At 69.5% G+C, this 25,190-nt stretch carries 24 protein-coding genes; 17 read left to right on the top strand and 7 right to left on the bottom strand.

From position 1 onward, the window contains the following. Positions 1-169 precede the first annotated feature (169 nt). From ACLJRL_RS39740 to mnmA, 3 genes are read left to right on the top strand one after another with little or no spacing between them, the layout of a single operon-like run. Positions 170-1,573 carry an MFS transporter gene (locus ACLJRL_RS39740; RefSeq protein ID WP_410661573.1) on the top strand — a complete coding sequence of 468 codons (1,404 nt, stop codon included), beginning with the start codon at positions 170-172 and terminating at the stop codon, positions 1,571-1,573. A 46-nt stretch (positions 1,574-1,619) separates the two neighbouring features. Further along, on the top strand, positions 1,620-2,816 hold the full coding sequence (locus tag ACLJRL_RS39735; protein ID WP_410661572.1) for a cysteine desulfurase family protein: 1,197 nt from the start codon (positions 1,620-1,622) through the stop codon (positions 2,814-2,816). A gap of 5 nt (positions 2,817-2,821) precedes the next feature. Beyond that, positions 2,822-3,913, top strand: coding sequence for a tRNA 2-thiouridine(34) synthase MnmA (mnmA, locus tag ACLJRL_RS39730; RefSeq protein WP_410661571.1), 1,092 nt, complete (start codon positions 2,822-2,824; stop codon positions 3,911-3,913). Between the two features lie 90 nt (positions 3,914-4,003). Here mnmA and ACLJRL_RS39725 read toward each other — a convergent pair whose 3' ends face one another. The 3 genes from ACLJRL_RS39725 to ACLJRL_RS39715 form a co-directional block, all read right to left on the bottom strand. Continuing rightward, on the bottom strand, positions 4,004-4,447 hold the full coding sequence (locus ACLJRL_RS39725; RefSeq protein ID WP_410661570.1) for a GNAT family N-acetyltransferase: 444 nt from the start codon (positions 4,445-4,447) through the stop codon (positions 4,004-4,006). Then, positions 4,444-5,478, bottom strand: coding sequence for an MBL fold metallo-hydrolase (locus ACLJRL_RS39720; RefSeq protein ID WP_410661569.1), 1,035 nt, complete (start codon positions 5,476-5,478; stop codon positions 4,444-4,446). Before ACLJRL_RS39720 ends, ACLJRL_RS39725 begins: the two co-directional genes overlap by 4 nt. Positions 5,479-5,614: 136 nt before the next feature. After that, positions 5,615-6,424, bottom strand: coding sequence for a phospholipid scramblase-related protein (locus tag ACLJRL_RS39715; protein WP_410661568.1), 810 nt, complete (start codon positions 6,422-6,424; stop codon positions 5,615-5,617). 120 nt (positions 6,425-6,544) lie between these two features. Here ACLJRL_RS39715 and ACLJRL_RS39710 point away from each other — a divergent pair, with 120 nt between their 5' ends. From ACLJRL_RS39710 to ACLJRL_RS39695, 4 genes are read left to right on the top strand one after another with little or no spacing between them, the layout of a single operon-like run. Then, the gene (locus ACLJRL_RS39710; RefSeq protein WP_410661567.1) at positions 6,545-7,582 is read left to right on the top strand and encodes a methionine synthase; all 1,038 of its coding nucleotides are present in this window, start codon (positions 6,545-6,547) and stop codon (positions 7,580-7,582) included. A 22-nt stretch (positions 7,583-7,604) separates the two neighbouring features. After that, positions 7,605-8,309, top strand: a complete 705-nt coding sequence (locus ACLJRL_RS39705; RefSeq protein ID WP_410661566.1) for a hypothetical protein — start codon at positions 7,605-7,607, stop codon at positions 8,307-8,309. 10 nt (positions 8,310-8,319) lie between these two features. Further along, a complete protein-coding gene (gene ligA, locus ACLJRL_RS39700; protein WP_410661565.1) occupies positions 8,320-10,467 on the top strand; it encodes an NAD-dependent DNA ligase LigA in 2,148 nt (715 codons plus the stop codon). Further along, complete coding sequence (locus ACLJRL_RS39695) at positions 10,460-10,957, top strand: GNAT family N-acetyltransferase (protein ID WP_410661564.1); 498 nt, start codon at positions 10,460-10,462, stop codon at positions 10,955-10,957. The genes ligA and ACLJRL_RS39695 overlap by 8 nt, the downstream gene beginning before the upstream one ends. Positions 10,958-11,041: 84 nt before the next feature. Here the strand turns inward: ACLJRL_RS39695 and ACLJRL_RS39690 are convergent, their stop codons facing one another. Then, on the bottom strand, positions 11,042-11,695 hold the full coding sequence (locus ACLJRL_RS39690; RefSeq protein WP_410661563.1) for an amino acid-binding protein: 654 nt from the start codon (positions 11,693-11,695) through the stop codon (positions 11,042-11,044). 257 nt (positions 11,696-11,952) lie between these two features. On the opposite strand from ACLJRL_RS39690, the gene gatC reads away from it, so the two are divergent. From gatC to ACLJRL_RS39655, 7 genes are all read left to right on the top strand, one after another. Then, the gene (gene gatC, locus ACLJRL_RS39685) at positions 11,953-12,252 is read left to right on the top strand and encodes an Asp-tRNA(Asn)/Glu-tRNA(Gln) amidotransferase subunit GatC (RefSeq protein WP_005162012.1); all 300 of its coding nucleotides are present in this window, start codon (positions 11,953-11,955) and stop codon (positions 12,250-12,252) included. Next, a complete protein-coding gene (gene gatA / locus ACLJRL_RS39680; protein WP_410661562.1) occupies positions 12,249-13,766 on the top strand; it encodes an Asp-tRNA(Asn)/Glu-tRNA(Gln) amidotransferase subunit GatA in 1,518 nt (505 codons plus the stop codon). The genes gatC and gatA overlap by 4 nt, the downstream gene beginning before the upstream one ends. Then, positions 13,763-15,268 (top strand): Asp-tRNA(Asn)/Glu-tRNA(Gln) amidotransferase subunit GatB, encoded by a 1,506-nt coding sequence (gene gatB / locus ACLJRL_RS39675; RefSeq protein WP_410661561.1) that lies wholly within the window; start codon positions 13,763-13,765, stop codon positions 15,266-15,268. Before gatA ends, gatB begins: the two co-directional genes overlap by 4 nt. Further along, positions 15,261-15,749, top strand: a complete 489-nt coding sequence (locus ACLJRL_RS39670; protein ID WP_410661560.1) for a hypothetical protein — start codon at positions 15,261-15,263, stop codon at positions 15,747-15,749. The genes gatB and ACLJRL_RS39670 overlap by 8 nt, the downstream gene beginning before the upstream one ends. Positions 15,750-15,831: 82 nt before the next feature. Further along, positions 15,832-16,914 carry a Gfo/Idh/MocA family protein gene (locus tag ACLJRL_RS39665; RefSeq protein ID WP_410661559.1) on the top strand — a complete coding sequence of 361 codons (1,083 nt, stop codon included), beginning with the start codon at positions 15,832-15,834 and terminating at the stop codon, positions 16,912-16,914. Then, positions 16,911-17,828 carry a PmoA family protein gene (locus tag ACLJRL_RS39660; RefSeq protein WP_410661558.1) on the top strand — a complete coding sequence of 306 codons (918 nt, stop codon included), beginning with the start codon at positions 16,911-16,913 and terminating at the stop codon, positions 17,826-17,828. The genes ACLJRL_RS39665 and ACLJRL_RS39660 overlap by 4 nt, the downstream gene beginning before the upstream one ends. A gap of 10 nt (positions 17,829-17,838) precedes the next feature. Continuing rightward, a complete protein-coding gene (locus tag ACLJRL_RS39655) occupies positions 17,839-18,534 on the top strand; it encodes a cupin (RefSeq protein WP_410661557.1) in 696 nt (231 codons plus the stop codon). A 153-nt stretch (positions 18,535-18,687) separates the two neighbouring features. On the opposite strand, the gene ACLJRL_RS39650 is transcribed toward ACLJRL_RS39655, so the two are convergent. After that, positions 18,688-19,908, bottom strand: a complete 1,221-nt coding sequence (locus ACLJRL_RS39650) for a PQQ-dependent sugar dehydrogenase (RefSeq protein WP_410661556.1) — start codon at positions 19,906-19,908, stop codon at positions 18,688-18,690. 62 nt (positions 19,909-19,970) lie between these two features. On the opposite strand from ACLJRL_RS39650, the gene ACLJRL_RS39645 reads away from it, so the two are divergent. The 3 genes from ACLJRL_RS39645 to ACLJRL_RS39635 all read left to right on the top strand — a co-directional run bounded on the left by ACLJRL_RS39645 (position 19,971) and on the right by ACLJRL_RS39635 (position 22,375). Beyond that, the gene (locus tag ACLJRL_RS39645) at positions 19,971-20,879 is read left to right on the top strand and encodes a 2-hydroxyacid dehydrogenase (RefSeq protein WP_410661555.1); all 909 of its coding nucleotides are present in this window, start codon (positions 19,971-19,973) and stop codon (positions 20,877-20,879) included. A gap of 40 nt (positions 20,880-20,919) precedes the next feature. After that, complete coding sequence (locus tag ACLJRL_RS39640; protein WP_410661576.1) at positions 20,920-21,744, top strand: DUF72 domain-containing protein; 825 nt, start codon at positions 20,920-20,922, stop codon at positions 21,742-21,744. An 88-nt stretch (positions 21,745-21,832) separates the two neighbouring features. After that, positions 21,833-22,375, top strand: a complete 543-nt coding sequence (locus tag ACLJRL_RS39635; RefSeq protein ID WP_410661575.1) for a DoxX family protein — start codon at positions 21,833-21,835, stop codon at positions 22,373-22,375. A 135-nt stretch (positions 22,376-22,510) separates the two neighbouring features. On the opposite strand, the gene ilvD is transcribed toward ACLJRL_RS39635, so the two are convergent. Beyond that, positions 22,511-24,355, bottom strand: coding sequence for a dihydroxy-acid dehydratase (ilvD, locus tag ACLJRL_RS39630; protein WP_410661554.1), 1,845 nt, complete (start codon positions 24,353-24,355; stop codon positions 22,511-22,513). A 73-nt stretch (positions 24,356-24,428) separates the two neighbouring features. After that, complete coding sequence (locus tag ACLJRL_RS39625; RefSeq protein ID WP_410661553.1) at positions 24,429-24,935, bottom strand: PH domain-containing protein; 507 nt, start codon at positions 24,933-24,935, stop codon at positions 24,429-24,431. Positions 24,936-25,190 lie beyond the last annotated feature (255 nt).

Genomic DNA, 25,190 nt, shown 5'->3' with positions numbered 1-25,190 from the left:
CAACCGACTCGTCGGCATCCTCCACGGATGCCTCAAAACCCACACCCACTACAACGAAACCACCGCCTGGGCCCACCACACCACCATCGCCGCTTGACAACCAAAACCCAGGGATGTCTTCACGGACCCGCGCCGGGGGCGACCGGCTTGACCTCCACCGAGCTGGAGGTTGCACGCTCGCACCATGACGATCACTGGGGACAAAGCCGAGACCAAGCCAAAGGGCGTGCTCTGGACACCGGAGCACCGCGTGCCCACGATCGGGCTTCTGCTCATGGTCACGCTCATCGCGTTCGAGAGCATGGGCGTCGCCACCGCGATGCCGACGATGGTGGCCGACCTCGACGGCCTCGCGCTGTATGCCTGGCCCTTCACCACGTTCCTGGTCGCCAGTGTCGTCGCGACCGTCCTTTCCGGACGCCTCGGCGACCGTAAGGGCCCGGCGCCCGCCCTGCTCGCCGGTACCGCCTTGTTCGCCGCGGGCCTGCTGGTGGCGGGGCTCGCCGGGAATATGCCGATGCTGCTGCTGGGCCGGGGGCTGCAGGGCTTCGGCGCCGGTCTGCTGCTGGTCTCGGTGTCCCTGCTGATCGCGATCACCTTCAGCGACCGCGAACGCCCGGTGATCTACGCCGCCAACGCCGCCGCGTGGGTGCTGCCCGCGGTGATCGGACCGTCGATCGCGGGCGTGGTGACGGTGAGTGTCGGCTGGCGGTGGGTGTTCCTCGGGCTGATCCCGTTGACCGCGATCGGGGTCGCGCTGCTGGTCGTGGTCACGCGCAAGCTGCCCCGCCATGTGCCCGGCGAGTCCGCGCGCCGGGCCGGGGTGGTGCCCGCGGTGGTCGCCGCGCTGGGCGTCGCCGCGCTCACGTGGGCGGCGCAGCACCCGTCGGTGGCGGCGCTGGCCTACGGCGGCGCGGGCCTGGTCGCCCTGGCGTACGCGCTCCGCAAACTCCTGCCCGCCGGCACGCTGACGTCGCGGCCGGGGTTGCCGACAGTGATCGCCTCCCGGGCGCTGATCGCCGGCGCGTACGCGGGGATGGAGGCCTATCTGCCGCTCACGATGAGCGAGGTCCACGGCTACAGCCCCGCGCTGGCCGGGCTGCCGCTGACGGTGACGGCTTTGGGCTGGTCGGCGGGGTCGATGGTGCAGGGCCGCTTCCTCGACTGGTCGCGCGAGGCGTCGCTGCGGGTCGGGTTCGCGCTGGTGGCGGCCGGTCTGGCGGTCTTCGCCTTCGTCCCGCTGCCTTCGTTCCCCGGCTGGATGGCGTTCGTCGCGTCCGCGATCGGCGGCGCCGGGATGGGCATCGCGATGCCCGCGATCTCGGTCCTGCTGCTGCGCTACTCGCCCGAGTCCGAGCGGGGGTTCAACACCTCGGCGATGCAGCTCGGGGACTGGGTCGGCTCGGCTCTGACCATTGGTTTGGGCGGTGTCCTGCTCGCCTCGCTGGCCTCGGCGAAGGAGCCTTCGGTGGCGATTCTGGTGCTCTCGGTGCTGCTGACCGGCATCGCTCTGCTGGGTGTCCGGCTGACCGGTCGGTGGCCGTCGGGTATGAGCGCCGCCACCACCAGGTGAGGGTGGGCTTGGTCACGGCCCGGAGCGGTCTACCCTGGTGGGTGCGATGACCTATCTCGACCACGCGGCGACCACCCCGATGTTGCCCGAAGCCGTAGCGGCGATGTCCGAGGCGCTGTCCACAGTGGGCAACGCCTCGGCACTGCATTCCTCGGGGCGCCGGGCACGCCGCCGGGTCGAAGAAGCACGCGAAACCATCGCCGAGGCGCTGGGCGCCCGGCCGTCCGAGGTGATCTTCACCAGCGGCGGCACGGAGAGCGACAACCTCGCGGTCAAGGGCATCTTCTGGGCTCGGAACGCTGAGGACTCGCAGCGGCCCCGGGTGCTCTGCGGCGCCGTCGAGCACCACGCCGTCCTCGATTCCGTCGAGTGGCTGGAGCAGCACGCGGGTGCCGAGATCGTCTGGCTCGACGTCGACCAGTCCGGCCGCGTGTCGCCCGAGACGCTGCGCGCGGCGATCGGCGACAGCCCTGAGACGGTCGCGCTGGCCACCGTGATGTGGGCGAACAACGAGGTCGGCACGGTCAACCCGGTCGCCGACCTCGCCGCCGTCTGCGCCGAGCACGAGATCCCGCTGCACACCGACGCCGTCCAGGCCGTCGGCGCGGTGCCCGTGGACTTCGCCGCGAGTGGCGCCGCCGCGCTCACGCTGACCGCGCACAAGCTGGGCGGCCCGTACGGCGTCGGCGCGCTGCTGCTCGGGCGCGACGTCGCGTGCGTCCCGGTCCTGCACGGCGGCGGCCAGGAGCGCAGCGTGCGTTCGGGCACGCTCGACGTCCCCGCGGTGATCGCGTTCGCGACGGCTGTGAAGGTCACCGTCGACGCGCGCGAGGAGTACGCCAAGCGTGTCGCCGAACTTCGGGACGGTCTGATCGAGGCGGTCCAGCGTGAGGTGCCGGACGCGGTGCTCAACGGCGGCGAGGGCGAGCGCCTGCCCGGCCACGCCCACTTCACCTTCCCCGGTTGCGCGGGTGACAGCCTGTTAATGCTGTTGGACGCCAAGGGCATCGAGTGTTCCACTGGATCGGCGTGCACGGCGGGTGTCGCGCAGCCGAGTCACGTACTCCTGGCCATGGGCGCCGACCCGGCGGCCGCGCGCGGTTCGCTGCGGTTCTCACTCGGGCATACCTCGGCGCCGGAAGACGTTGAAGCGGTTTCGAGGGAGATCGCGAGCGTCGTCGACAGGGCGAGGCAAGCCGGGCTCGCCGGAATGCGCAAGCAGACGCAGAAGCAAGAGGTGTGAGGAAAATGCGGGTACTGGCCGCGATGAGCGGGGGAGTCGACTCGGCGGTGGCCGCCGCGCGCGCCGTGGACGCCGGGCACGAGGTCGTCGGCGTGCACCTGGCGCTGTCGGCGAAGCCCGGCACGCTGCGCACCGGCTCCCGTGGCTGCTGCACGATCGAGGATTCGGGCGACGCGCGCCGCGCGGCCGACATCCTCGGCATCCCCTTCTACATCTGGGACTTCGCCGAGCGGTTCACCGAAGAGGTCATCGAAACCTTCGTCGGTGAGTACGCCGCGGGTCGCACGCCGAACCCTTGCGTCACCTGCAACGAGAAGATCAAGTTCGAGGCGTTGCTGGACAAGGCCATGGCGCTGGGCTTCGACGCCGTCGCCACCGGGCACTACGCCCGGCTGTCCGTTGTGGACGGTGTGCCGGAGCTGCGGCGCAGCGTGGACTCCGGCAAGGACCAGTCCTACGTGCTGGCTTCCTTGACACCGGAGCAGCTGCGGCATTCGCTGTTCCCGCTGGGCGACACGTGGAAGACCGACGTCCGCGCCGAGGCCGAGAGCCGTGGCCTGTCGGTGGCGCAGAAGCCGGACAGCCACGACATCTGCTTCATCCCGGACGGGGACACCAAGAACTTCCTGGAGAAGCGGCTCGGCCAGCGTCCCGGCCAGCTCGTCGACGCCGAGACCGGCGCGGTGCTCGGTGAGCACACCGGCGTGCACGGTTTCACCATCGGCCAGCGCAAGGGCCTCGGCATCGAGGCGCCGGCGCCGGACGGGCGGCCGCGCTACGTGCTTTCGCTGGAGCCGGTTTCGGGCACGGTGAAGGTCGGTTCCATGCAGGACCTCGGCGTCAACGTGATCGAGGCCGACCGCCCGATCTGGCCGAGCGAGCGCCCGCTCGACGGACCGACCGAATGCGTCGTCCAGGTGCGCGCGCACGGCGGGATCGTCGAGGCCGTCGCCGAGGCCGAGGGCGACGAGGTGACCGTCCAGCTTCGGGAGCCGCTGCGCGGGGTCGCGCCGGGTCAGGTCGTGGTGCTCTACCGCACCGACGCGGCCGAGGGCGATCTCGTCCTGGGAAGCGCGAAGATCTCAGGAACCCGCTGACTTTCGCGTTTAGTCCTCTAGTCGCGGTTCTTGCGTGTGCAACTACCGCAACTAGAGGACGAAACGCGGGGGGTTAAAGCTTTAGGCGAGTTAAAACTTGAGCTTGAAGCCGGTGTGGCTCGCTTCGAAGCCGAGGCGTTCGTAGAACCGGTGCGCGTCCTCGCGTTTCACGTCGGACGTCAGCTGCACGAGCGCGCACCCTCGACGCCGGGACTCTTCGATCGCCCACGCCATCAGCTCTCCGCCGATCCCGGAGCCGCGATGGCTCGCCCGCACCCGGACAGCCTCGATCTGCCCGCGCAGCGCGCCTTTCCTGGCCAGGCCCGGGATGATCGACAGCTGGAGCGTGCCCACCGCCTGCCCGTCGTCGTCGGCGACGATCAGCATCTCGCCGGGATCGGCGTCGATCTCCTCGAAGGCCTTCAAGTACGGCGTCAGGTCGTCGGCGGAGTCACGCGTACTGCCGATCTGGTCGTCGGCGAGCATGGCGACGATGGCCGCGACGTCTTCGCGGCGCGCAGGACGGATGATCATCGGTAGTGCCGCACGCCGTCGGCCTCGGTCGCGGCGAGTTTCCCTTGGGCCACCAGCAGATCCAGATGCGAGCCGGTTTCGAGGACGGCGAGCATCTGGTTGAACGGGTCCATCTCCGCGAGCTTCCGCTGCTTGCGCGTCCAGCCCAGCCGCAACGCGACTTCGTACGCCGTAGTGACGTCCCCGGTGATCTCCGCGCCCATGACTTCGAGCCGGTCGCGGTGGTGCTCCAGCAACGCGTCCACCCGGGCGTGGACGCTTTCGGTCACCAGCCCGTGCGCGGGGAGCATGCGCCGGTCGGGCATTTCACGGACCAGGCGCAGCGAGTCGAGGTAGTCGCTCAGCGGCAGGTCGACCGGCACCGGCTGGAACCCGATGGACGGCGTGATGTGCGGCAGCACGTGGTCGCCAGAGAACAGTAGGCCCGCTTCGTCGTCGACGAAGACGACGTGACCGGCAGTGTGTCCCGGCGTGGGCACGATGTCGAACTCGCGGCCGGGCACGACGGTGCGCTTGCCGGGGGCGAGCCATTCGTCGGGCTGCTCCCACAGATGCGCTTCGGTATGCCGGACCCCGCCGAAGGCCTTGGCGAGTTCCTCCACCACCGGCACCGCGCCGCAGCGGTTCAACAGGCCGACCTGCGCCTCCATCGGGAAGCGGTCCGGATCGCCCGATCGTGACAGGGAAGGCTCTTCCAGCTTCCCCAGCCCGATCTTGCCGCCGAACTCGCGGCGCAGTTCCACGGCCAGCGTGTAGTGGTCGCGGTGCACGTGGGTGATCAGGAACTCGTCGATGTCACCGAGGTCGGCGCCGAGACCCTTGAGCCCGCGCGAAAGCCGCTCGCGGGCCGATTCCAGCGCCCAGCCCGAATCGATGAGGACCAGGCGGGTGCCGTCGGTGACGACGTAGACGTTGACCGCGCGCAACGCGTCGTGCGGCAACGGCAGCGGGATCCGGTGGACCCCGGGCGAAACCGTGTAGACGCCTGGTTCGGCCCAGTCCCGTTCGCCGTCTTCGGGCAACGGCTCCATGGTGACCTCCGTCCCGGGACGCACTCCAGCGTGCCGCCCAGTCCTTCCACCTTGAGCCGCCGGAAGGCGAGTGTCCACTTGAGCGGGGTGAGACCCGCGTCACTAGTCCCGCACGCAATTAGTCCTCTGGTTGCGGTCAGCCCTTGTCGTCCTGCTTCAGCGCCGTGTCGATGGTCAGCGCCGACGCGACCACCATCGAGGCCAGCGGATCCCGCAGCGGCCGGTGGATCTCGACGACGTAATTGTCGGCCGTGGTGAACGCGGCCTTCACGAAACCGCCCCAGGTCTTGGTGATCCGCGCGATCTCGACGTCGTCGTGGTCCTTGATCACGAAGTTCCACGCCCGCCAGTTCTCCGCGAAGATCCCGCCGACCTTCTGGCCGTCGACCAGGAATCCCAGCCGGATCTTGCCGAAGACGTTCTCCTGCACGATCTCCCCGATCGGCGAGTCGTCGGCCTTCGTCACCAGGAACCGGGATTTGAACACCTTCGCCGGCCGCGTCACCTTCAGCACCGTGCTGTGGTTGGCATCGCGGATTTCGAAGCGGTGCGTCAGGAACTGGTCGTAATTCGTCAGCAGGCGAATGGCCTTCTTCAAGGTGCTCTGCCCGACCTGCACGACGCCGCCGAGGCGGTTGCCGTTCTGGTCGAACACCCCGAACTCGTTCGACATTTCGATGAGTTTCGCGCGCTGGTTGACCACCAGGACCGGTTCGGAGAACAGGGTTCCGCCGCCGGTGGCCCCACCGGCCCGGCCTTGCGTCCCGTGTCCCACCTGAGAACGGATCTTGTTCGGGTCGTGAGCGCCTTCGATGTCCAGCTCGATCGCTTCGGCGTCGTGGGACGGCCTCGTGTTCGGCGTCCAGGCCTGCCCGTCCCACCACCGGTAGACCCGGGGGTTCTGCTGGTCGGGGTACCAGCCGGCGGGCTGGGGAGAGCTCGTCATGGCTGGTCAGCGTAATGCGCGCGAGGCACTTACGGGCTCGACGACGGCAATTGCGTCGAATGTCCGTGTCTCGGCGTGCCCCGCCTGTCTTCACACTGGGACAACGGGGAGAATCCGGGTGTGAACGAACGACCTTGGCCTCTAGGCGCAGCCACCGCGATCGGTTCCATGCCCGGTACCGACCCGGTCGAGGCCGCTTCGATCGTCTTCGGCGAGCTGCCCGAATTCCCCTACTTTCCCGAACTTCCCGCGCGCGGGGTCGGTGCCGATCTGATCGGGCGGACCGCCGCGCTGCTGGTCGACCTCGCCGTCGAGGTGGTGCCGAGTGGCTACCGGGTCGCGTCCCGGGCGGGCCACGAGCACCGCCGGGCCGTCGACCTGCTGCGCTGGGACCTCGACGCGGTGCAGGAGGTCCGGGAGAAGTACGGCGACGTCCCGCCGGTCTTCAAAGCGCAGTTCGCCGGCCCCTGGACGCTCGCCGCGAACATCGAACTCCAGCGCGGGCACCGGATCCTGACCGACCGGGGTGCGTTGCGCGACTTCACCGCGTCGCTGCTGGACGGCCTGGTCGACCATGTCGCGGAACTGAAGTCGCGGACCGGGGCGCCGGTGGTGCTGCAGTTCGACGAACCGTCGCTGCCCGCGGTCCTCGCCGGCGACCTGCCGACGGCTTCCGGGTACGGCACCGTCCCCGCGGTTCCCGCACCGGAGGCCCGCGAACTGCTGTCGACGGTGATCTCCGGGGCGGAGCGCATCACGGGGATGCCGGTCGCCGTGCACTGCTGCGCCGAGAAGCCGCCGATCTCACTGCTGCGCGCGGCCGGGGCCGGGGCGATCGCGTTCGACTTTTCGTTGCTGAGGGGTGCTTCTCCGGGGCAACTGGACGAGATCGGCGAGACGATCGATGCCGGCACGACGCTGATGCTCGGTCTCGTGCCCACGGCCGACCCCGGTGTGCCGCTGACGCTGCGCGAACTCGTTTCGCCCGTGTTCAAACTGTTCGACCGGCTCGGATTCTCCCGCGAGATCCTCGCTGAACGCGTCGTGCCGACCCCTGCGTGCGGCCTCGCGGGTGCCACTCCCGAATGGATGCGCCGCGCGCTGACGCTCAGCCGCGAAGCCGGCAAGGCATTCACCGAACCGCCTGAAGGCTGGTGACCGGCGCGGTAGCGTGCCTCCCATGCGTTTGTTCCGCCGCTCCCGCAAGACCGAGGACGTACCCGACCCCCGCACCGCGTGGCCAGAGCAGCCGATCCCCGAGGACACGGCGGCCGCGGCGATGGCCTTCTGGGTGGCGTGGTTCGAACTCCTGCCCGAGGTCAGCGCCGCGCTCGGCGATCGTGAACCCCATCGGGTGGAACACGACCTCTGCACGATCGTCGAGGCCTTGCACCCACGGCTGCACTTTTCCCTCGATCGTGGGCACCGGGCCATCTACGCGCTGGTGCTCACCGGCCAGGAGGATCCGGAACTGCGCCCTTACACCGACGCGTGGAAGGCCGCCGCGCCGCCGGAGGACGCGATCTGGGAGTACCACGATTCGGTGCCGCCGGTCCCCGATCCGAGTGAAGTCACCGTCAACCTCGGCGAGACCCGCATCCCGCTCGCCGAGGTCCGGGTGACCGCGAAGGTGGACGAATCAGCCGGACGGGTGGACGTGACCGTGTTCCACCCCCTGATCGAGGAACTGCAGCCGGAGACCCGGACGGCCATGACCTTCCTGCCGCTGGACGCCACGCTGGGTGAGCGCGTCGCGGCCGAACGGCTGGGCCGGGTCGAGCTGGTGACCGAGGCGCAGGAGGGGCAGCTGACCCTCCTGGAACTGCGCGAAGTGGTCGGCCGACTCGACGCCGAGACACCCGGAACTGTCGGTACCGCCGACTAGAGTCACCCCTGTGAGCAGCGAAATCCCCCCACGAAGCACCGAGAACACCGAGCCCGCGCAGGACGTCACCGACGTCCCGGCCGAGGTCCGCGAGCGGCACGGCGTACTGGCCGAGGAGATCCGCGGGCATCAGTTCCGGTACTACGTGCTGGATTCACCCATCGTGTCCGATGGCCAGTTCGACACGCTGCTCAACGAACTCCAGGCGATCGAGGACGAGCACCCCGGACTGGTGACGCCGGAGTCGCCGACGCAGAACGTCGGCGGCACGTTCTCCACCGAGTTCGTCGCGCACGACCACCTCGAACGCATGCTCAGCCTGGACAACGTCTTCGACACCGAAGAGTTCGAGACGTGGGTCGAGCGCGTCCAGAAGGAGATCGGTGCGACGAAGTACCTCGCCGAACTGAAGATCGACGGGCTCGCGATCAACCTGCTGTACGAGAACGGCCGCCTGACCCGCGCGCTGACCCGGGGCGACGGCCGCACCGGTGAGGACGTCACGCTCAACGTCCGCACCCTGGGGCAGGTGCCCGAGCGGCTGACGGGCACCGACGAATTCCCGGTGCCCGCGCTGGTCGAGGTCCGCGGCGAGGTGTACTTCCGCGTCGAGGACTTCCTGGCGCTCAACGCGAAGATGGTCGAGGCGGGCAAGGACCCGTACGCGAACCCGCGCAACACGGCCGCCGGATCGTTGCGGCAGAAGGATCCGAAGATCACGAAGTCCCGCAACCTGCGGCTGATCTGCCACGGGCTCGGGAAACGCTCGGGATTCGAGCCGCGGCGCCAGTCCGAGGCGTACGACGCGCTCGCCGCGTGGGGCCTGCCGGTTTCGCCGCACAGCAAGGTTCTGGGCACGGACAAGGAACTGCTCGACCACATCGAATACTGGGGCGAGCACCGCCACGACGCCGAACACGAGATCGACGGCGTCGTCATCAAGGTCGACGAGGTCGCGCTGCAGCGCCGACTCGGCACGACCTCGCGCGCGCCGCGCTGGGCGATCGCCTACAAGTACCCGCCGGAAGAGGCGATCACCACCCTGCTGGACATCCAGGTCAACGTCGGCCGCACCGGGCGGGTCACGCCGTTCGCGGTGATGGAGCCGGTGAAGGTGGCCGGGTCCACGGTGGCCATGGCGACGCTGCACAACCAGGAAGAGGTCAAGCGCAAGGGTGTGCTGATCGGGGACAAGGTCGTGATCCGCAAGGCGGGCGACGTCATCCCCGAGGTGCTCGGCCCGGTGGTGGACGCGCGCACCGGCGAAGAGCGCGAGTTCATCATGCCGTTGCGCTGCCCCAACTGTGACACCGAACTGGCGTACCAGAAGGAGGGCGACATCGACATCCGTTGCCCGAATTCACGGTCCTGCCCGGCGCAGCTGCGCGAGCGGTTGTTCCACCTCGGCGGCCGGGGCGCGTTCGACATCGAAGTGCTCGGCTACGAGGCCGCGGTCGCGCTGCTCGACGCCGGCGTGGTGCACGACGAGGGCGACATCTTCGAGCTGGACGAGGAGAAGCTGCTCCAGGTCGAGTTGTTCCGCACCAAGGCCGGAGATCTGTCGGCCAACGGGCGCAAGCTGCTGGACAACCTGGAAACGGTGAAGGACCGTCCACTGTGGAAGGTCATCGTCGGCCTGTCGATCCGGCACGTCGGCCCGACGGCGTCGCAGGCGCTCGCCCGCGAGTTCGGTTCGCTGGAACGGATCGAGAACTCCTCGGAGGAGGAGCTCGCCGACGTCGACGGTGTCGGCCCGACCATCGCGCGCGCGGCGAGCGAATGGTTCGCCGTCGACTGGCACCGCGAGATCGTCGAGAAGTGGCGGGCGGCCGGGGTGCGGATGGCGGAGGAACGCGACGAGTCCATCCCGCGCAACCTCGAAGGCCTGTCGATCGTCGTCACCGGTTCCCTGAACGACTACTCCCGCGACGAGGCCAAGGAATTCATCATGGCCCGCGGCGGCAAGGCGGCGGGCTCGGTGTCGAAGAAGACGGCGTTCGTCGTCGTCGGCGATGCCCCCGGGACGAAGTACGACAAGGCCGTCCAGCTGAAGGTGCCCGTGCTCGACGAGAACGGCTTCCGGGTACTGCTGGAGAGCGGCCCCGAGGCGGCCGCCGAACTCGCGTTGCCGACCGACGAGGAGGAGAACGGTGAGTGACCTGGAGATCCGGCCCGCCCGTGATGGCGAACTGAAGGCGGTCGGGGAGCTGACCCTGGCCGCATACGGTGCGGAACGGGGGCTTGTGGAGGGCGTCGGCTACGCCGCCGAACTCCTCGACGCCGCCCGCCGCGCCGAACAGGCCGAACTCCTGGTCGCGGAGGACGGTGACGGCACGCTGGTCGGCACCGTCACCATCGCGCGGCCTGGCACCCCGTTCGCGGAGCTCTCGCGCGAGGGCGAGCTGGAGTTCCGCATGCTCGGCGTCCTGCCGTCGGCCACCGGCCGGGGCATCGGCGAGGCGCTGACGAAGGCGGTCATCGAGCGGGCGCGGGAACTGGACGCGGTCCGGGTCGTGCTGTGCAGCCTGAGCACGATGAACCGGGCGCACCGGCTGTACGAGCGGCTCGGTTTCGTGCGATTGCCGGAGCGGGACTGGGCGCCGCACCCCGGTGTCGACCTGATCGCCTACCGTTTGGACCTCGCGTAACCCCTCGCGCCGGACCGCGTTTCGTCCTCTAGGTGCGGTAGTTGCACGTGCATGTACCGCGACTAGAGGACGAAACGCGGGGCGTCAGCTGTCGAGCACGACGGCGACGATGCCCGCGAAGTGCGCGAGCCGGGCCACCTCGGCGGCCCGGAAGTTCGGCCCGCCCGGCCGCGCGACCAGCAGTGCCTTCCCCGGCTTGCCCAGGGGAGTGGCCGCGAGTTCCGTGCCCAGTTCCTTCCAGGTCTCCGGGATCCACGCCTCCTCGCCGTCGAGGATGGTGGCGCGCTCCAGCGGCAGCCACGGCAGGTCGGTGATCGGCGTCTCGGGCGCGGCGTTCGAGGATGCGAGCCGCAGCGCCCCGGACTCCGAATGCTCGACGACGACGGCCCAGCCGGCCCGGATGATCCGCGGCACGCCCTCGGCGAGGATCTCCAGCCCCGAAGCGGGATGCGCGGCGATCTCCTCGACCAGTTCGAGCTCGCGATGCGTGTCGAGCACGCCGGCGTACGGGCGGACGGCGTCGACCTCGACACCGTCGACGCTTTCGGCGGCGGTGATCAGCGCGTCCGGAAGCCTGCCGGAGGGGATTTCGACGACGAGGTCGTCGATGGCGACGCCGTTGCCGCGCTCGACCACGTCCACGCTCAGGATGTCGGCACCGACGGTGCCGAGCGCCGTGGCGACCGCGCCGAGGGTCCCCGGGGTGTCCGGTAATTGGACCCGGATCAGGAACGACACACGCGCCCCTCTCGCCTCAGGCGTCCCAGCCTCGCCGTGGAACGCGCTACGCCGGGCGCCGATTGTGACAGACCGGAAGGGGTAATGGGACCCACCATCCGGCCTGCGGGATAACGAACCAGGCACTCCTTACCCGGAGCGCCCTATCCCAAGCCCTGGTGCGAGCCCGGCATAACCCAGTCGAGTGCGCCGATGCCGCCACCATAGACTTGCAGCTTCCGACAGAACCCGCACAGCACACCCCGGGAGTCACCCGCGTGCCCAACATTTCCCGCGACGAGGTCGCGCACCTCGCCAAGCTTGCCAGGCTTGCCGTCACCGAGGAGGAGCTGGACGTCTTCGCAGGTCAGCTCGATCAGATCCTCGATTCGGTGGCCAAGGTGAGCGAGGTCGCCGGCGAGGATGTCCCGCCCACGTCGCACGCAGTGCCGCTGACCAACGTGTTCCGTGAGGACACGGTCCGACCGGGGCTGACCCAGCAGCAGGCGCTGGCCGGTGCGCCGGCCAGCGAAGAGGGTCGTTTCCGGGTGCCGCGGATTCTGGGAGAAGAACAGTGACCGAACTCATCAAGCTGTCCGCCGCCGAACTGGCGGACAAGATCCAGGCCCGTGAGGTGTCCGCGGTCGAGGTCGCGCAGGCTCACCTGGACCGGATCGCCGAGGTCGACGACCACATCCACGCGTTCCTGCACGTGGACACCGAGGGCGCGCTCGACGCGGCCCGCGCGGTCGACGCCGACGTCGCCGAGGGCAACGCCCCGAAGTCGCCGCTGGCCGGTGTGCCGCTGGCGCTCAAGGACGTGCTGACCACCAAGGGCATCCCCACCACGGTCGGTTCGAAGACCCTGGAGAACTGGATCCCGCCGTACGACGCCACCGTGACGCGCAAGCTGCGCGAGGCCGGTGTCGTGGTGCTCGGCAAGACCAACATGGACGAGTTCGCGATGGGCTCCTCCACGGAGAACTCCGCGTTCGGCCCGACGCACAACCCGTGGGACCACGCCCGCATCCCGGGCGGTTCCGGCGGTGGCTCCTCGGCGTCCATCGCGGCGTTCGAGGCGGCGCTCGCGATCGGCACCGACACCGGTGGTTCGATCCGGCAGCCCGGTTCGGTCACCGGCACCGTCGGCGTGAAGCCGACGTACGGCGGCGTCTCCCGCTACGGCCTCGTCGCCTTCTCGTCGTCGCTGGACCAGGCCGGTCCCTGCGCGCGGACGGTGCTCGACGCGGCGCTGCTGCACGAGGTCATCGCCGGTTACGACCAGATGGACTCGACTTCGATCAACGCGCCGGTCCCGCCGGTGGTCGCCGCGGCCCGCCAGGGCCTGACCGGTGACCTCAAGGGCGTGCGCGTCGGCGTGGTGAAGGAATTCGCCGGCGACGGCTACCAGCCCGGCGTCCTGCGGTCCTTCGAAGCCGCCGTCGAGCAGCTGCGCGCGATCGGTGCCGAGGTCGTCGAGGTCTCGTGCCCGAACTTCACCTACGCGCTGCCCGCGTACTACCTGATCGCGCCGAGCGAGTGCTCGTCGAACCTCGCCCGGTTCGACGCCATGCGCTACGGCCTGCGCGTCTCCGACGACGGCGCGCACAGCGCCGAAGAGGTCATGTCGCTGACCCGCGAGAAGGGCTTCGGCCCCGAGGTCAAGCGCCGCATCATGCTCGGCACGTACGCGCTTTCGTCGGGCTACTACGACGCCTACTACGGCTCGGCGCAGAAGGTGCGCACGCTCATCACGCGCGACTTCGACGCCGCGTTCGAGAAGGTGGACGTGCTGGTCTCGCCGACCACGCCGACCACCGCGTTCAAGATCGGCGAGCGCGTCGACGACCCGCTGGCGATGTACCTGGCGGACCTCTGCACCATCCCGTCGAACCTCGCGGGCAACGCCGCCATGAGCGTCCCGAGTGGACTGTCGCACGAGGACGGCCTGCCGGTCGGGCTGCAGATCATGGCCCCCGCGATGGCGGACGACAGGCTTTACCGCGTCGGCGCCGCCTACGAGGTCGCGCGGGACGCCGCCAACGGTGGCTCGCTGGTGCACCAGGTTCCGGAACTGGGAGGAAAGAAGTGACCGCCGTAGTGGAACTCATGGACTACGCCGACGTCATCGAGCGGTTCGACCCGGTGCTGGGCCTCGAAGTGCACGTCGAGCTGAACACGAACACCAAGATGTTCTGCGGCTGTGCCAACGAGTTCGGCGGCGAGCCCAACTCCAAGGTCTGCCCGACCTGCCTCGGGCTTCCCGGCTCGCTGCCGGTGGTCAACGGCAAGGCCGTCGAGGGCGCGATCCGCATCGGCCTGGCGCTCAACTGCGAGATCGCCTCGTGGTGCCGGTTCGCCCGGAAGAACTACTTCTACCCGGACCAGCCGAAGAACTTCCAGACCTCGCAGTACGACGAGCCCATCGCCTTCAACGGCTACCTCGACGTGACGCTGGACGACGGCGAGGTCGTGCGCGTGGAGATCGAGCGCGCGCACATGGAGGAGGACACCGGCAAGTCGCTGCACGTCGGCGGCGCCACCGGCCGGATTCACGGCGCCGAGCACTCGCTGCTCGACTACAACCGCGCGGGCGTGCCGCTGATCGAGATCGTCACCAAGACGATCGAGCACACCGGGGAACGCGCTCCCGAGGTCGCGCGGGCGTACGTCACCGCGCTGCGGGATCTGCTGAGCGCGCTCGACGTCTCGGACGTCCGGATGGACCAGGGTTCGGTCCGCTGCGACGCCAACGTGTCGCTGATGGCCAAGGACGCGACCGAGTTCGGCACGCGCACCGAGACGAAGAACGTCAACTCGCTTCGCAGCGTCGAGCGCGCCGTGCGGTACGAGATGACCCGCCAGGCGGCGATCCTCGCCGACGGCGGCACGATCAAGCAGGAGACGCGGCACTTCCAGGAGGCCGACGGCACCACGTCGCCCGGCCGCACCAAGGAGACCGCCGAGGACTACCGGTACTTCCCGGAGCCCGACCTGGTGCCGATCGCACCGTCGGCCGAGTGGGTCGAGGAACTCCGCAAGACGCTGCCGGAGATGCCCTCGGAGCGCCGCAAGCGCATCCAGGGCGAGTGGAACCTGACCGACGAGGCGCTGCGGGACCTGCTCAACGTCGGCGCGGTCGATCTGGTCGCCGCGACCGTCGAAGCGGGCGCGACGCCGGACGAGGCCCGCAGCTGGTGGGTCAACACGCTGGCGCAGGAGGCCAACTCCCGCGAGATCGAACTGGCCGAGCTGGCGATCACCCCGGCGCAGCTGGCCGAGGTCATCGGGCTGGTCAACTCCGGCGAGCTGACCAACAAGATGGCCAAGGAGGTCACCCACGGCGTTCTCGCCGGCGAAGGTTCGCCGTCCGAGGTCGTCGAGAAGCGCGGCCTCAAGGTGGTCTCCGACGACTCCGCGCTGATCGCGGCGGTCGACGAGGCACTGGCCTCGCAGCCGGACGTCGCCGAGAAGATCCGCGGCGGCAAGGTGGCCGCGGCCGGGGCGATCGTCGGCGCGGTCATGAAGGCCACCAAGGGCCAGGCCGACGCCAAGCGCGTGCGGGAACTGATCATCGAGCGAGTCGGTGCCTGAACTCGGTTTGAAGAAGGTCACCTGGCGTGAGTGGCTCGGCCTCGCGGCCGGGCTGCTCGCGCTGGTGGCCTTGTTCCTGCCGTGGACGACACTGTCCGCGTCGCGGCCGGAGATCGAGGACGTGCTGACGTCGTTGCCCGCCGACGATGTCACGCGTGACGCCTGGGGTTCGGGCTTCCTCGCCTGGGCTCCGCTCTTCCTGCTGCTCCTGCCCGGTATCGCCGTCGTGCTGTTCGGCCGGGTCGACGCCGTCCGCCGTGCCGGGCTCCCGCATCTCTGGTTGATGACCGCTATCGGGGCGCTGCTGCTGATGGCGCTCGGCTGGCTCACCCTCGACTGGCAGTTCGACGCCGACCAGCGGGGCATCTTCTCCGCGGCCGGCATCGAGATCGGGGCCGGCCTCGGTCGCTACCTCGGCCTGCTGGCCGCCGTGGCCTCCGGCGTCGTCGCGTTCCTCGACGTCCGTTTCCTCCGCAAGTAGTCCTCTAGTGGCGAGGGGTTGCGACAGAAAGCGCTTTCTGCGTACGTTGTGAGGGCCTCATACGTACTGTGGAAGGTCACGGGTGACGACCGGGAAGCTCCTCCGGGCGGCCATCATCGGCACCGGAAGCATCGCCAAGAGCCATCTAGCCGCCTACGAAGCCCACCCGTCGGACGTGACCGTGGTCGCTGCGGCGGACGTCGACGAAACCAGGGTCGCCGGATTCGCCACCGGTGCTATCAAGCCCTACACCGATTTATCGACACTTCTCGCCGAGCAGAAGCCCGACCTCGTGTCGGTCTGCACGCCGCCTTCGCTGCACGTCGGGCAGACCGTCCAGGCGCTGAACGCCGGGGCGTGGGTGTGGTGCGAGAAGCCGCCGTGCCTGTCCTTGGCCGGGTATGACGAGATGACCGCTGCCGAGTCCGACGGCGGGCCGTATGCCGGTTTCGTCTTCCAGCACCGGTTCGGCTCGGCCGTCGAGCATTTCCGTGGCCTGCTGGCCGCGGGCGAACTGGGGCGGCCGCTGGTCGCGCACTGCCAGACGACGTGGTTCCGCGATGCCGCGTACTACGCCGTCCCGTGGCGTGGCGAATGGGAGACCGAGGGCGGCGGGCCCGCGATGGGCCACGGCATCCACCAGATCGACCTGCTCCTGCACCTGCTCGGCGAATGGACCGAGGTCAGCGCCATGGCGGGCAGGCTCGTGCACGACGTCCGCACCGAGGACGTGTCGACCGCGTTGGTGCGCTTCGAATCCGGCGCGCTGGCCACGGTGGTGAACAGCGTGCTCTCGCCCGACGAGGTCAGCCGCATCCGGATCGACTGCGCCGACGCGACAGTCGAACTTACCCACCTTTACGGCTACGGCAACGACGACTGGACCTACTCGCCCGCGCCGCACGTCCAAGACGTCGAGCGGGTCCAGAAGTGGCGTGCTCCGGCCGCCGACATGGACAGTTCCCATGCCGCGCAACTCGCCCACGTCCTCGCCGCCGTCCAAGCGGGGGAACGCCCGCCGTGCAGCGGCGCCGACGGACGGCGGGCGCTCGGTTTCGTCGCCGCCCTCTACAAGTCCGCGTTCACCGGGCGCACCGTCCACGCGGGCGAGATCACGTCCGAAGACCCGTTCCACACCGCCATGAACGGGGGAGGGCGCCGATGAGCGAGCCCATCACTGTCACCCATCGCCACGGCGAACGTGTCACCGTCGAGGCGGCGGGAGTCGAACTTCTGTCCTATGTGTACAAGCCCGATCCGTCCGCCTATGAGTCCCGCAAGCCCTACGCGCATCCGCTGCGCACGCTGGCGGGCAACCAGGTCAGCGCCTACCGCCCGGCCGATCATCGCTGGCACAAGGGACTTCAGATGACGTCGAGTCATCTGTCCGGCCAGAACTTCTGGGGCGGCTGGACCTACGTGCCCGGGGATTGGTATCAGGATCTTCCCGATCGCGTCGGCTCCATGCGGCACGACGGTTTCGAGGTCTTCCAGGTCGAGCCGGAAACCCTGACGCTGCGCGAAAAGCTGACCTGGATCGAGAACGGCGGCGAGGAGTGGGCGAGCGAACGCCGTGACCTCGTCGTCCATTCCGCCTCGCCGGACGAGGGCGCCTGGGCGATCGACTGGTCGATCGGCCTGACCAACACCCGCGCCGAGCCGCTGGAATTCGGCAGTCCGACGACGGCCGGGCGGGAGATGGCCGGCTACACCGGACTCCACTGGCGCGGGCCCCGCGACTTCGGCGGTGGCGAGATCCTCGGGCCGGGCGATCTCGGCGGCGAGGAGATGATGGGCAGGCAGGCGCCGTGGCTGGCGTTCGTCGGCGAGCACGACGCGGTCGACGCGAAGTCGACGCTGGTCTTCGCGCACGCGCCGGAGAACGAGGACGCGATCCACGAGTCGCACTGGTTCGTCCGGTCGCACGACATCCCCACGGTGGCGATCTCCTGGGCGTTCTTCGAGGAGTTCACGCTGCCGCCCGGCGAGAGCTTTCACTACCGCTACCGGGTGGTGGTCGCCGACGGCGCCTGGGACCGCGACGGCGTCGAGAACTATCTGAAGACACACGGATTCTGAGGAGGCCCCAGTGTTCCCGCTTCCCGGCGGTATCGGCCTTTCCCATCTGCGCGCCTACGAATGGGAGGCCGCGGACGGGGTATGCGGCGGCAGCCCGCACGTGCACCTCGCCTGCACCGAGGCCTATGTGGTCACCGGCGGCCGGGGCGCGGTGCAGACGCTGAGTGCCGACGGCTATCTCGAGACCGACCTGGAAGCCGGTGTCGTCGCGTGGTTCTCACCTGGCACCGTCCACCGGATGGTCCAGCGCGACGACCTGCGGATCACCGTGCTGATGCAGAACAGCGGGCTGCCTGAAGCGGGCGACGCCGTGTTCACCTTCCCGCCAAGGGTTCTCGCTGACCCGGCCGCCTACGCCGAGGCCGCCGCGATGCCCACGGACGACGCCGCCGCGCTTCGCCGTCGGGACCTCGCCGTCGAGGGATATCTGCCGCTCCGCGACGCTCTCGCCGCCGGGGATCCCGGTCCGCTGAGGGACTTCCATCACGCGGCCGCCGCGCTGGTCGCGCCGAAGATCGGCGCCTGGGTCCCGCGCTGGCGGGACGGCGCGCTCGCGGCCGCCGAACTGACCGGGGAACACCTGAAGGCGCTGGCAGACGGCGATGCGGCACACCTCGCGCTGTCCGGCGTCCAGGTCACGCGACCGTCCGAACAGGACGGATACGGGATGTGCGGACGACGGACCGAATACGAAATCCACAGGTGACACCCACCCCTCCGCTCCGGTTCCGAAAGGTTCCGAAAGTCCGTGAAGGCCTCCTTGAGGGACTCAGAGTCCCTCAAGGAGGCCTTCACGGATCGAGTCGCGGACAGGTTCACGCCGCCGGTCTTCCCGCTGAGTGGTGCGGGGGTGGGCGGCTCAGTCCTTGCCGTTTCCGCCCCCGCCGACCGACGGCGCGATGATGACCACGCGGTCGTCGCTCGACACCGGCGTTCCGCCGTCCTTGTTGATCGTCCCGGTGATGGCCAGCTGCGGGTTGACCATGCTCATCGCGGACATCCGGCCGAAGGTCTTCGGCGGTTTACCGGTCTTGCCGTCCATGGCGACGTTGGGCTTGCCGGTGACGGCACCGTCCGGGGTGACCGGCAGGTTCTGCAGGTTCCCCGCGATCGACGTCGTGATGTACAGGTAGCCGACGGCGCCGACGAAGTCCGCGCAGCCCGCGACACCGGGCTTGTCCGTCCAGGTCCACGCCGGGGTGGTCATCGGCTGTCCCGCCCGAACCCGGTAGAGGACGTCCTTGTCGGCCAGGCGATCGGTCAGCCACACGCGCGCGCCGCTCTGATCGCGGCACAGGCCGCCGGGGGAGTGCACGCCGCTCGAGAAGACCGCGGAGCCCGCCGTCGGGTTGCCCTGCGCGGGCTTGCCGGAGGTGTCGATGCGCAGCACCTTCCCGGCCATCGACGCGGGGTCGGCCGCCAGTCCCGGATTGCCGGCGTCACCGGTGGCGACCAGGAGCGCGCCCTTGCCGTCGGTGCCGATCGCGCCGCGGTTGCCGGTGGCGCCCTTGGGGATACCGGTCAGCACCGGTTTCGGTGCCTGCCCCTTCGCCAGCCGTACGACGCGGTTGTCGGTCGGCGTGGTGATGTAGGCGAAGACGAGCTGGTCTTCGGCGAACCCGGGGGACAGCGCGAGCGAGGTGAGCCCGCCGTCGCCGGAACCGTCGACCGGGATGGTGGCCCAGTCGGCCGGGTCCTTCTCCGCGATCGCGAGCATGATCCGGCCGCTCTTGCGTTCCCCCGCGAGCGCGCTGGGGGCGGTTCCGTCACCGGGGATCGCGGCCACGGCGGCGACGGTGTCCAGGCAGGTCGCGATGACGGCCTTGTCGAAGTCCTTGCAGCCCTGCGGCGGCGGGACCGGCGTCGGTGTCTGGTTCGGTCCCTGGCGGCCCGGGCCGGAGTCTCCCGCCTCGCCACCTGGCCCCACCTGTGGCGGGACCTCGGGGGACGGCGGGTTCACCGGGGTGAAGGTCTGGCTCGCCGCGGTGTTGTCGAATTTGGCGCAGCCCGACAGTATTAGTGCGCCGCAGGCCAGCAGAGCCAGCGACGAAGACCATTTCCGCCGGTACCGGGTACGCACGGGCCCAGCCTAGGTGGGCGTACGTGAGCCACAGGTAAGCGGCACTGGATACCGTGGTGATCATGACCGTTACCGTGCTGGTGCCCGACGAAGAGGGTGTGACCGCGCTTTCGGAGATCGAAGGCGTGCGTCCGGTGGTGTACCGCTGGGGGCAGCCCGTCCCCGCGGAGGCCGCCGAGGCCGTGGTCCTGGTCCCCGGTGGCCACCCGCCCGCCGAGGTGCCGTGGAACGAACTGCCGAACGTCAAGCTCGTGCAGTTGCTGGTGGCCGGAGCCGAGGACTGGATCGACGAGGTCCCGGACGGTGTCCTGCTCTCGACCTGCCGCGGCGCGCACGGCGGCAGTTCGGCCGAGTGGGTCGTCGCGGTTCTTCTGGCCATTTACCGCAACCTCGACGATTTCGCCGACGGCAGGCGCCGCAAGCTCTGGGAGCGCCGGACGACCGACACCCTGCAGGGCAAGCGGGTCCTCATCGTCGGTGCCGGGGACCTCGGCAGGCACCTGCGGCGCAGGCTGGAGACGTTCGACGTGCGCTGCACGATGGTCGGCGCGACGGCCCGCGAAGGCGTGCACGGCGGCGGCGAGCTTCCCGAACTGCTGCCCGAGCACGACGTCACGGTGCTGATGGTGCCGCTGACCCCGCACACGCGGGGCATGGTCGACGCCGGCTTCCTCGCCGCGATGCCGGACGACGCGATCCTCGTCAACGTCGCGAGGGGACCGGTCGTGGTCACCGACGCGCTCGTCGCGGAACTCGCCACGGGCCGGCTCCGTGCCGCCCTCGACGTCACCGATCCCGAGCCGCTGCCGGAGGGGCACCCGCTGTGGGACGTGCCGGGACTGCTTCTGACGCCGCATGTCGGGGGCGCGGTGAGCGGGGTACGGCAGCGGTCCTACGCGGTGGTGGTCCGCGAGCTGACCCGCTATCTGGGTGGAGAACTGCCGAAGAACCTGGTCCACGGCGAGTACTGAAAGGGTGACGGGCGTGGCAGGTCTTCATGTCGGCTGTGCGATGTGGGCGCACAAGGCGTGGGCCGGGCGGTTCCTGCCGCGGTCGCAGCCGGCCGGGGAGCGCCTGCGGTCCTACGCCGGTTGGTGCAACGCGGTCGAGGGCAACACCACCTTCTACGCGACCCCCGCCCGGGACACCGTCGCGACGTGGGCCCGGCAGACCGACCCGGGCTTCCGGTTCTTGGTCAAGCTGCCCAAAGTCGTCACGCACGAGCGCCGGCTCGCCGGTGTCGAGACCGAGATGCGGGCGTTCCTGGACGCGATCGAACCCCTCGGCGAACGGGCGGTCCTGTGGACCCAGCTGCCCGGCTCGTTCGGCCCGTCGGACGTCGACACCCTCGGCCGCTTCCTGCGCCGGCTCCCCGCCGGCCGCCGTCGCGCCGTTGAGGTGCGCCACCCGGATTTCTACACCGACGCCGGCTCGACGTCGCTGCTGGAGAGGACACTCACCGACGCGGCCGCCGAGTGGGTGCCGTTCGACACCACGGTCTTCTTCGGGAGCCCGCCGGCCAGCGAGGCCGAGCAGGACGCCTGGGCGAAGAAACCCCGGCTGCCGCGGCGGACGCGGGCGCTGACCGACCGGCCGGTCGTCCGCTACCTGGGCCGGGACTCGATCGAGGAGACCGTTCAAGGATGGGGACCGTGGACCGAGGTGGTCGCCGAGTGGCTGCGTGCGGGCCGGTCGCCGACGGTCTTCCTGCACACCCCCGACAACGACGACGCACCGTCGCTCGCCCGCCGGTTCCACGACGACGTGCGCGCCCTGGTACCCGGCCTCGATCCGCTGCCCGAGCCCGAACCGGTCGAGCCGGCGACCCTGTTCTGAGCCGTTGTGCCACCGGTCCGGCGGTTCAGTCGCCTGACGGGCCGGTTTCGCCTACCCTTCGCGCGTGAGCGATGACTACCAGACCAGCATGATCTCGGAAGTGGCGGACTCCGACGGGGCCCCGAACCCGGCGGAGACCAGGGGCGGGATCGACCTCGGTCTGCTCGTCCTGCGAGTGGTGCTCGGCGTGACCATGGGCGCGCACGGGCTGCAACACCTCTTCGGCGCCTTCGGCGGACCCGGGGTCGGCGGCTTCGCCAGGGTGCTCGGCAACTTCGGCTACACCAGCCAGACCACTCTGCTCTCGTGGATCACCGGGATCAGCGAAGTACTCGGCGGCGCGCTCGTGCTGGTGGGCCTGTTCACCCCGATCGGCGCCGCCGCGCTGCTCGGGGTCTGCGCGAACATCGTGTTCGTGAAGTTCAGCGGCGGGTTCTTCCAGCAATCGGGGCAGGGCTTCGAGTTCGAACTCCTGCTGGGCGCGGCCTCGCTGACCCTTCTGCTCGCGGGCGCCGGACGGCTCTCGCTCGACGTCAACACCCCGTGGCGGAAGCGGCCGCTTTCGTTCGGGTTGATCGGGCTCCTGCTGTCGGCCGCGGCTTCGGTCGTGGTGATCGTCCTCTGCCGCTGACGCCCTCTCGCCATTAGTCCTCTACTTGCGAGTGCTGCTTGCGTCCCGTGCCATGAACGACTCGTTACTTGCAAATTTCGCAAGTAACGAGTCGTTCATGGCACGTCGGGACCCAGACCCGCCGCAAGTAGAGGACTACTTGCTCGGGTCTCGCACGGCGCCGGTGTCGGCCGAGGTCGCCATCCGCGCGTAGGCGCGCAGCGCGGCGGTGATCGGCCGGTCCCGCGAGACCGGCTGCCAGGGCCGCTCGCTCGCGTCCATCTTCGCCCGGCGCTCGGCCAGGACGTCCGCGTCGACGAGCAGTTCGAGACGGCGCTCGTGGACGTCGAGCAGGATCCGGTCGCCGTTCTGGACCAGGCCGATCGTCCCGCCCGCGGCCGCCTCGGGGGAGATGTGCCCGACCGAGATACCCGACGAGCCACCGGAGAACCGGCCGTCGGTGATCAGCGCGCACTTCTTGCCGAGGCCGGAGCCTTTGAGGAACGCCGTCGGGTGCAGCATCTCCTGCATCCCGGGGCCGCCCGCCGGGCCCTCGTAGCGGATCACCAGCACCTCACCGGGCTGGATCTCCTTCTTGAGGATGGCCGAAACCGCCTCCTCCTGGCTTTCCATCACGCGCGCCGGGCCCTCGAAGCGCCAGAGTTCCTCGTCGATGCCCGCGGACTTGATGACCGCGCCGTTCTCGGCGAGGTTGCCGCGCAGGATCGCGAGCCCGCCGTCCTTGGTGTAGGCGTGCTCGACGTCGTGGATGCAGCCGTCCGCGGCGTCGGTGTCCAAAGAGGACCAGCGGTTCTCGGTGGAGAACGCCTCCGTGGTGCGGACCCCGCCCGGCGCGGCGTGGAACAGTTCGATCGCCCGTGCCGACGGCTCCTTCGCGCGGATGTCCCAAGTGGACAGCCAGGACTCGATGTCCGGCGAGTGCGCGGAGTGGACGTCGGTGTTCAGCAGCCCGCCGCGGTACAGCTCACCGAGGATGGCCGGGATGCCGCCGGCGCGGTGGACGTCTTCCATGTGGTAGTCCGAGTTCGGCGCGACCTTCGACAGGCACGGCACGCGGCGGCCGATGGCGTCGATGTCGTCGATGGTGAAGTCGACCTCGCCCTCCTGCGCGGCGGCGAGGACGTGCAGCACCGTGTTGGTCGAGCCGCCCATCGCCATGTCGAGGGCCATCGCGTTCTCGAACGCCTTCTTGGACGCGATCGAGCGGGGGAGCGCGGATTCGTCGTCTTCGCCGTACCAGCGGTTGCAGAGTTCGACGACCGTGCGGCCCGCGTCCTCGAACAGCGCCTTGCGCGCGGCGTGGGTCGCGAGGGTGGAGCCGTTGCCCGGCAGGGAGAGGCCGAGGGCCTCGGTCAGGCAGTTCATCGAGTTGGCGGTGAACATGCCCGAACACGAGCCACAGGTCGGGCAGGCCGAGCGTTCCACAATGGACAGCCCGTCGTCGTCGACCTCGCTGCTGGCCGACGCGGCGATCGCGGTGATCAGGTCGGTCGGCGCCTGCGCGACCCCGCCGACGACCACGGCCTTGCCCGCCTCCATCGGCCCGCCCGAGACGAAGACCACCGGGATGTTCAGCCGCATCGCCGCGTTCAGCATGCCCGGGGTGATCTTGTCGCAGTTGGAGATGCAGACCAGCGCGTCGGCCTGGTGCGCGTTCACCATGTACTCGACGGAGTCGGCGATGATCTCGCGCGAGGGCAGCGAGTAGAGCATTCCGCTGTGCCCCATCGCGATGCCGTCGTCGACGGCGATCGTGTGGAACTCGCGGGCGACGCCGCCCGCTTCCTTCACCGCGCCGGCCACGATCTCGCCGAGGTCCTTGAGGTGCACGTGCCCCGGCACGAACTGGGTGTAGGAGTTCGCGATGGCGACGATCGGCTTGCCGAAGTCGCTGTCGGTCATCCCGGTGGCGCGCCAGAGCGAGCGGGCGCCCGCCGCGTTGCGTCCGTGGGTGGTGGTCCGGGAACGGAGTGGGGGCACGGCTGACTCCAAGGTTCGGGTTGGGGACCAGGGCCTTGCCGGGCGAACCGGCGCCAAACTGGTCCTACCAATCCTACTCCCCGGACGTCGTCCCGGACTCCTCGGTCTTGTCCGGGGTCTTCTCGGGGGCCTTCTCCGGCACCGGCGCCTTGACGGCTTCGGCGTCGTCGGTGAGCCCGGAGGGATCGGCCATATGCCCGGCGCTGACCAGCGAGATCACCGGAAGATGCCGGGTCCGCACGGCGGGCAGGGCGACCTTGGTCTCGTCCTGCAACACCGCCTGCACCTTCGCCTTGTCGGTGATGGCGAGGCCCTTGAGGGAGGACCACGGTAAGTCCCGTCGACCGAACAACGTGCGGACTTCGAGTCCCTGGGCCGTCGCGGTCGTCCGGGTCCGGATCACGAATACCGCCAGCGCGATCGGGAAGAGGTACAACCACTGGAGGTACGGCACGTCGCCGAACGCGACAGGCGTCACACAAACGACGAGGAAAGCGATCGCCAGTAGCGCCGTGTTCGGGATTTTGAAGACGGCCTTAGGTGCCTCGTTCGCCTGTTCTTGCTGCTTTTCTTCTGCCACCCTGAAGATGGTGCACCGCGGTCGCCGGGGCACCGAACGCGGGTCGTGCAGTGGGGTGACGGTGTCCAGCATGCGGAATCGCCATCCCGCAGAGTTGACACTCTTGACGGGGACCGGCTAACTTCACTCTCGTGACAACGCAGACCGGTCTCGTACTTCCCAAGCGCGTCGACGCTTAGGGAAACTTTCCGCTGCGTCGACGCGCGACCCTCGTGCGACCACTCCGGTCGGCGGGGGTTTTTTGATGCTCAAAAC

This window comes from Amycolatopsis sp. lyj-112, from assembly GCF_046549055.1.
Taxonomy (GTDB): Bacteria; Actinomycetota; Actinomycetes; order Mycobacteriales; family Pseudonocardiaceae; genus Amycolatopsis.
Note: the sequence above shows the minus strand (reverse complement) of the source record. Positions and strands in the feature narration are given on the sequence as shown.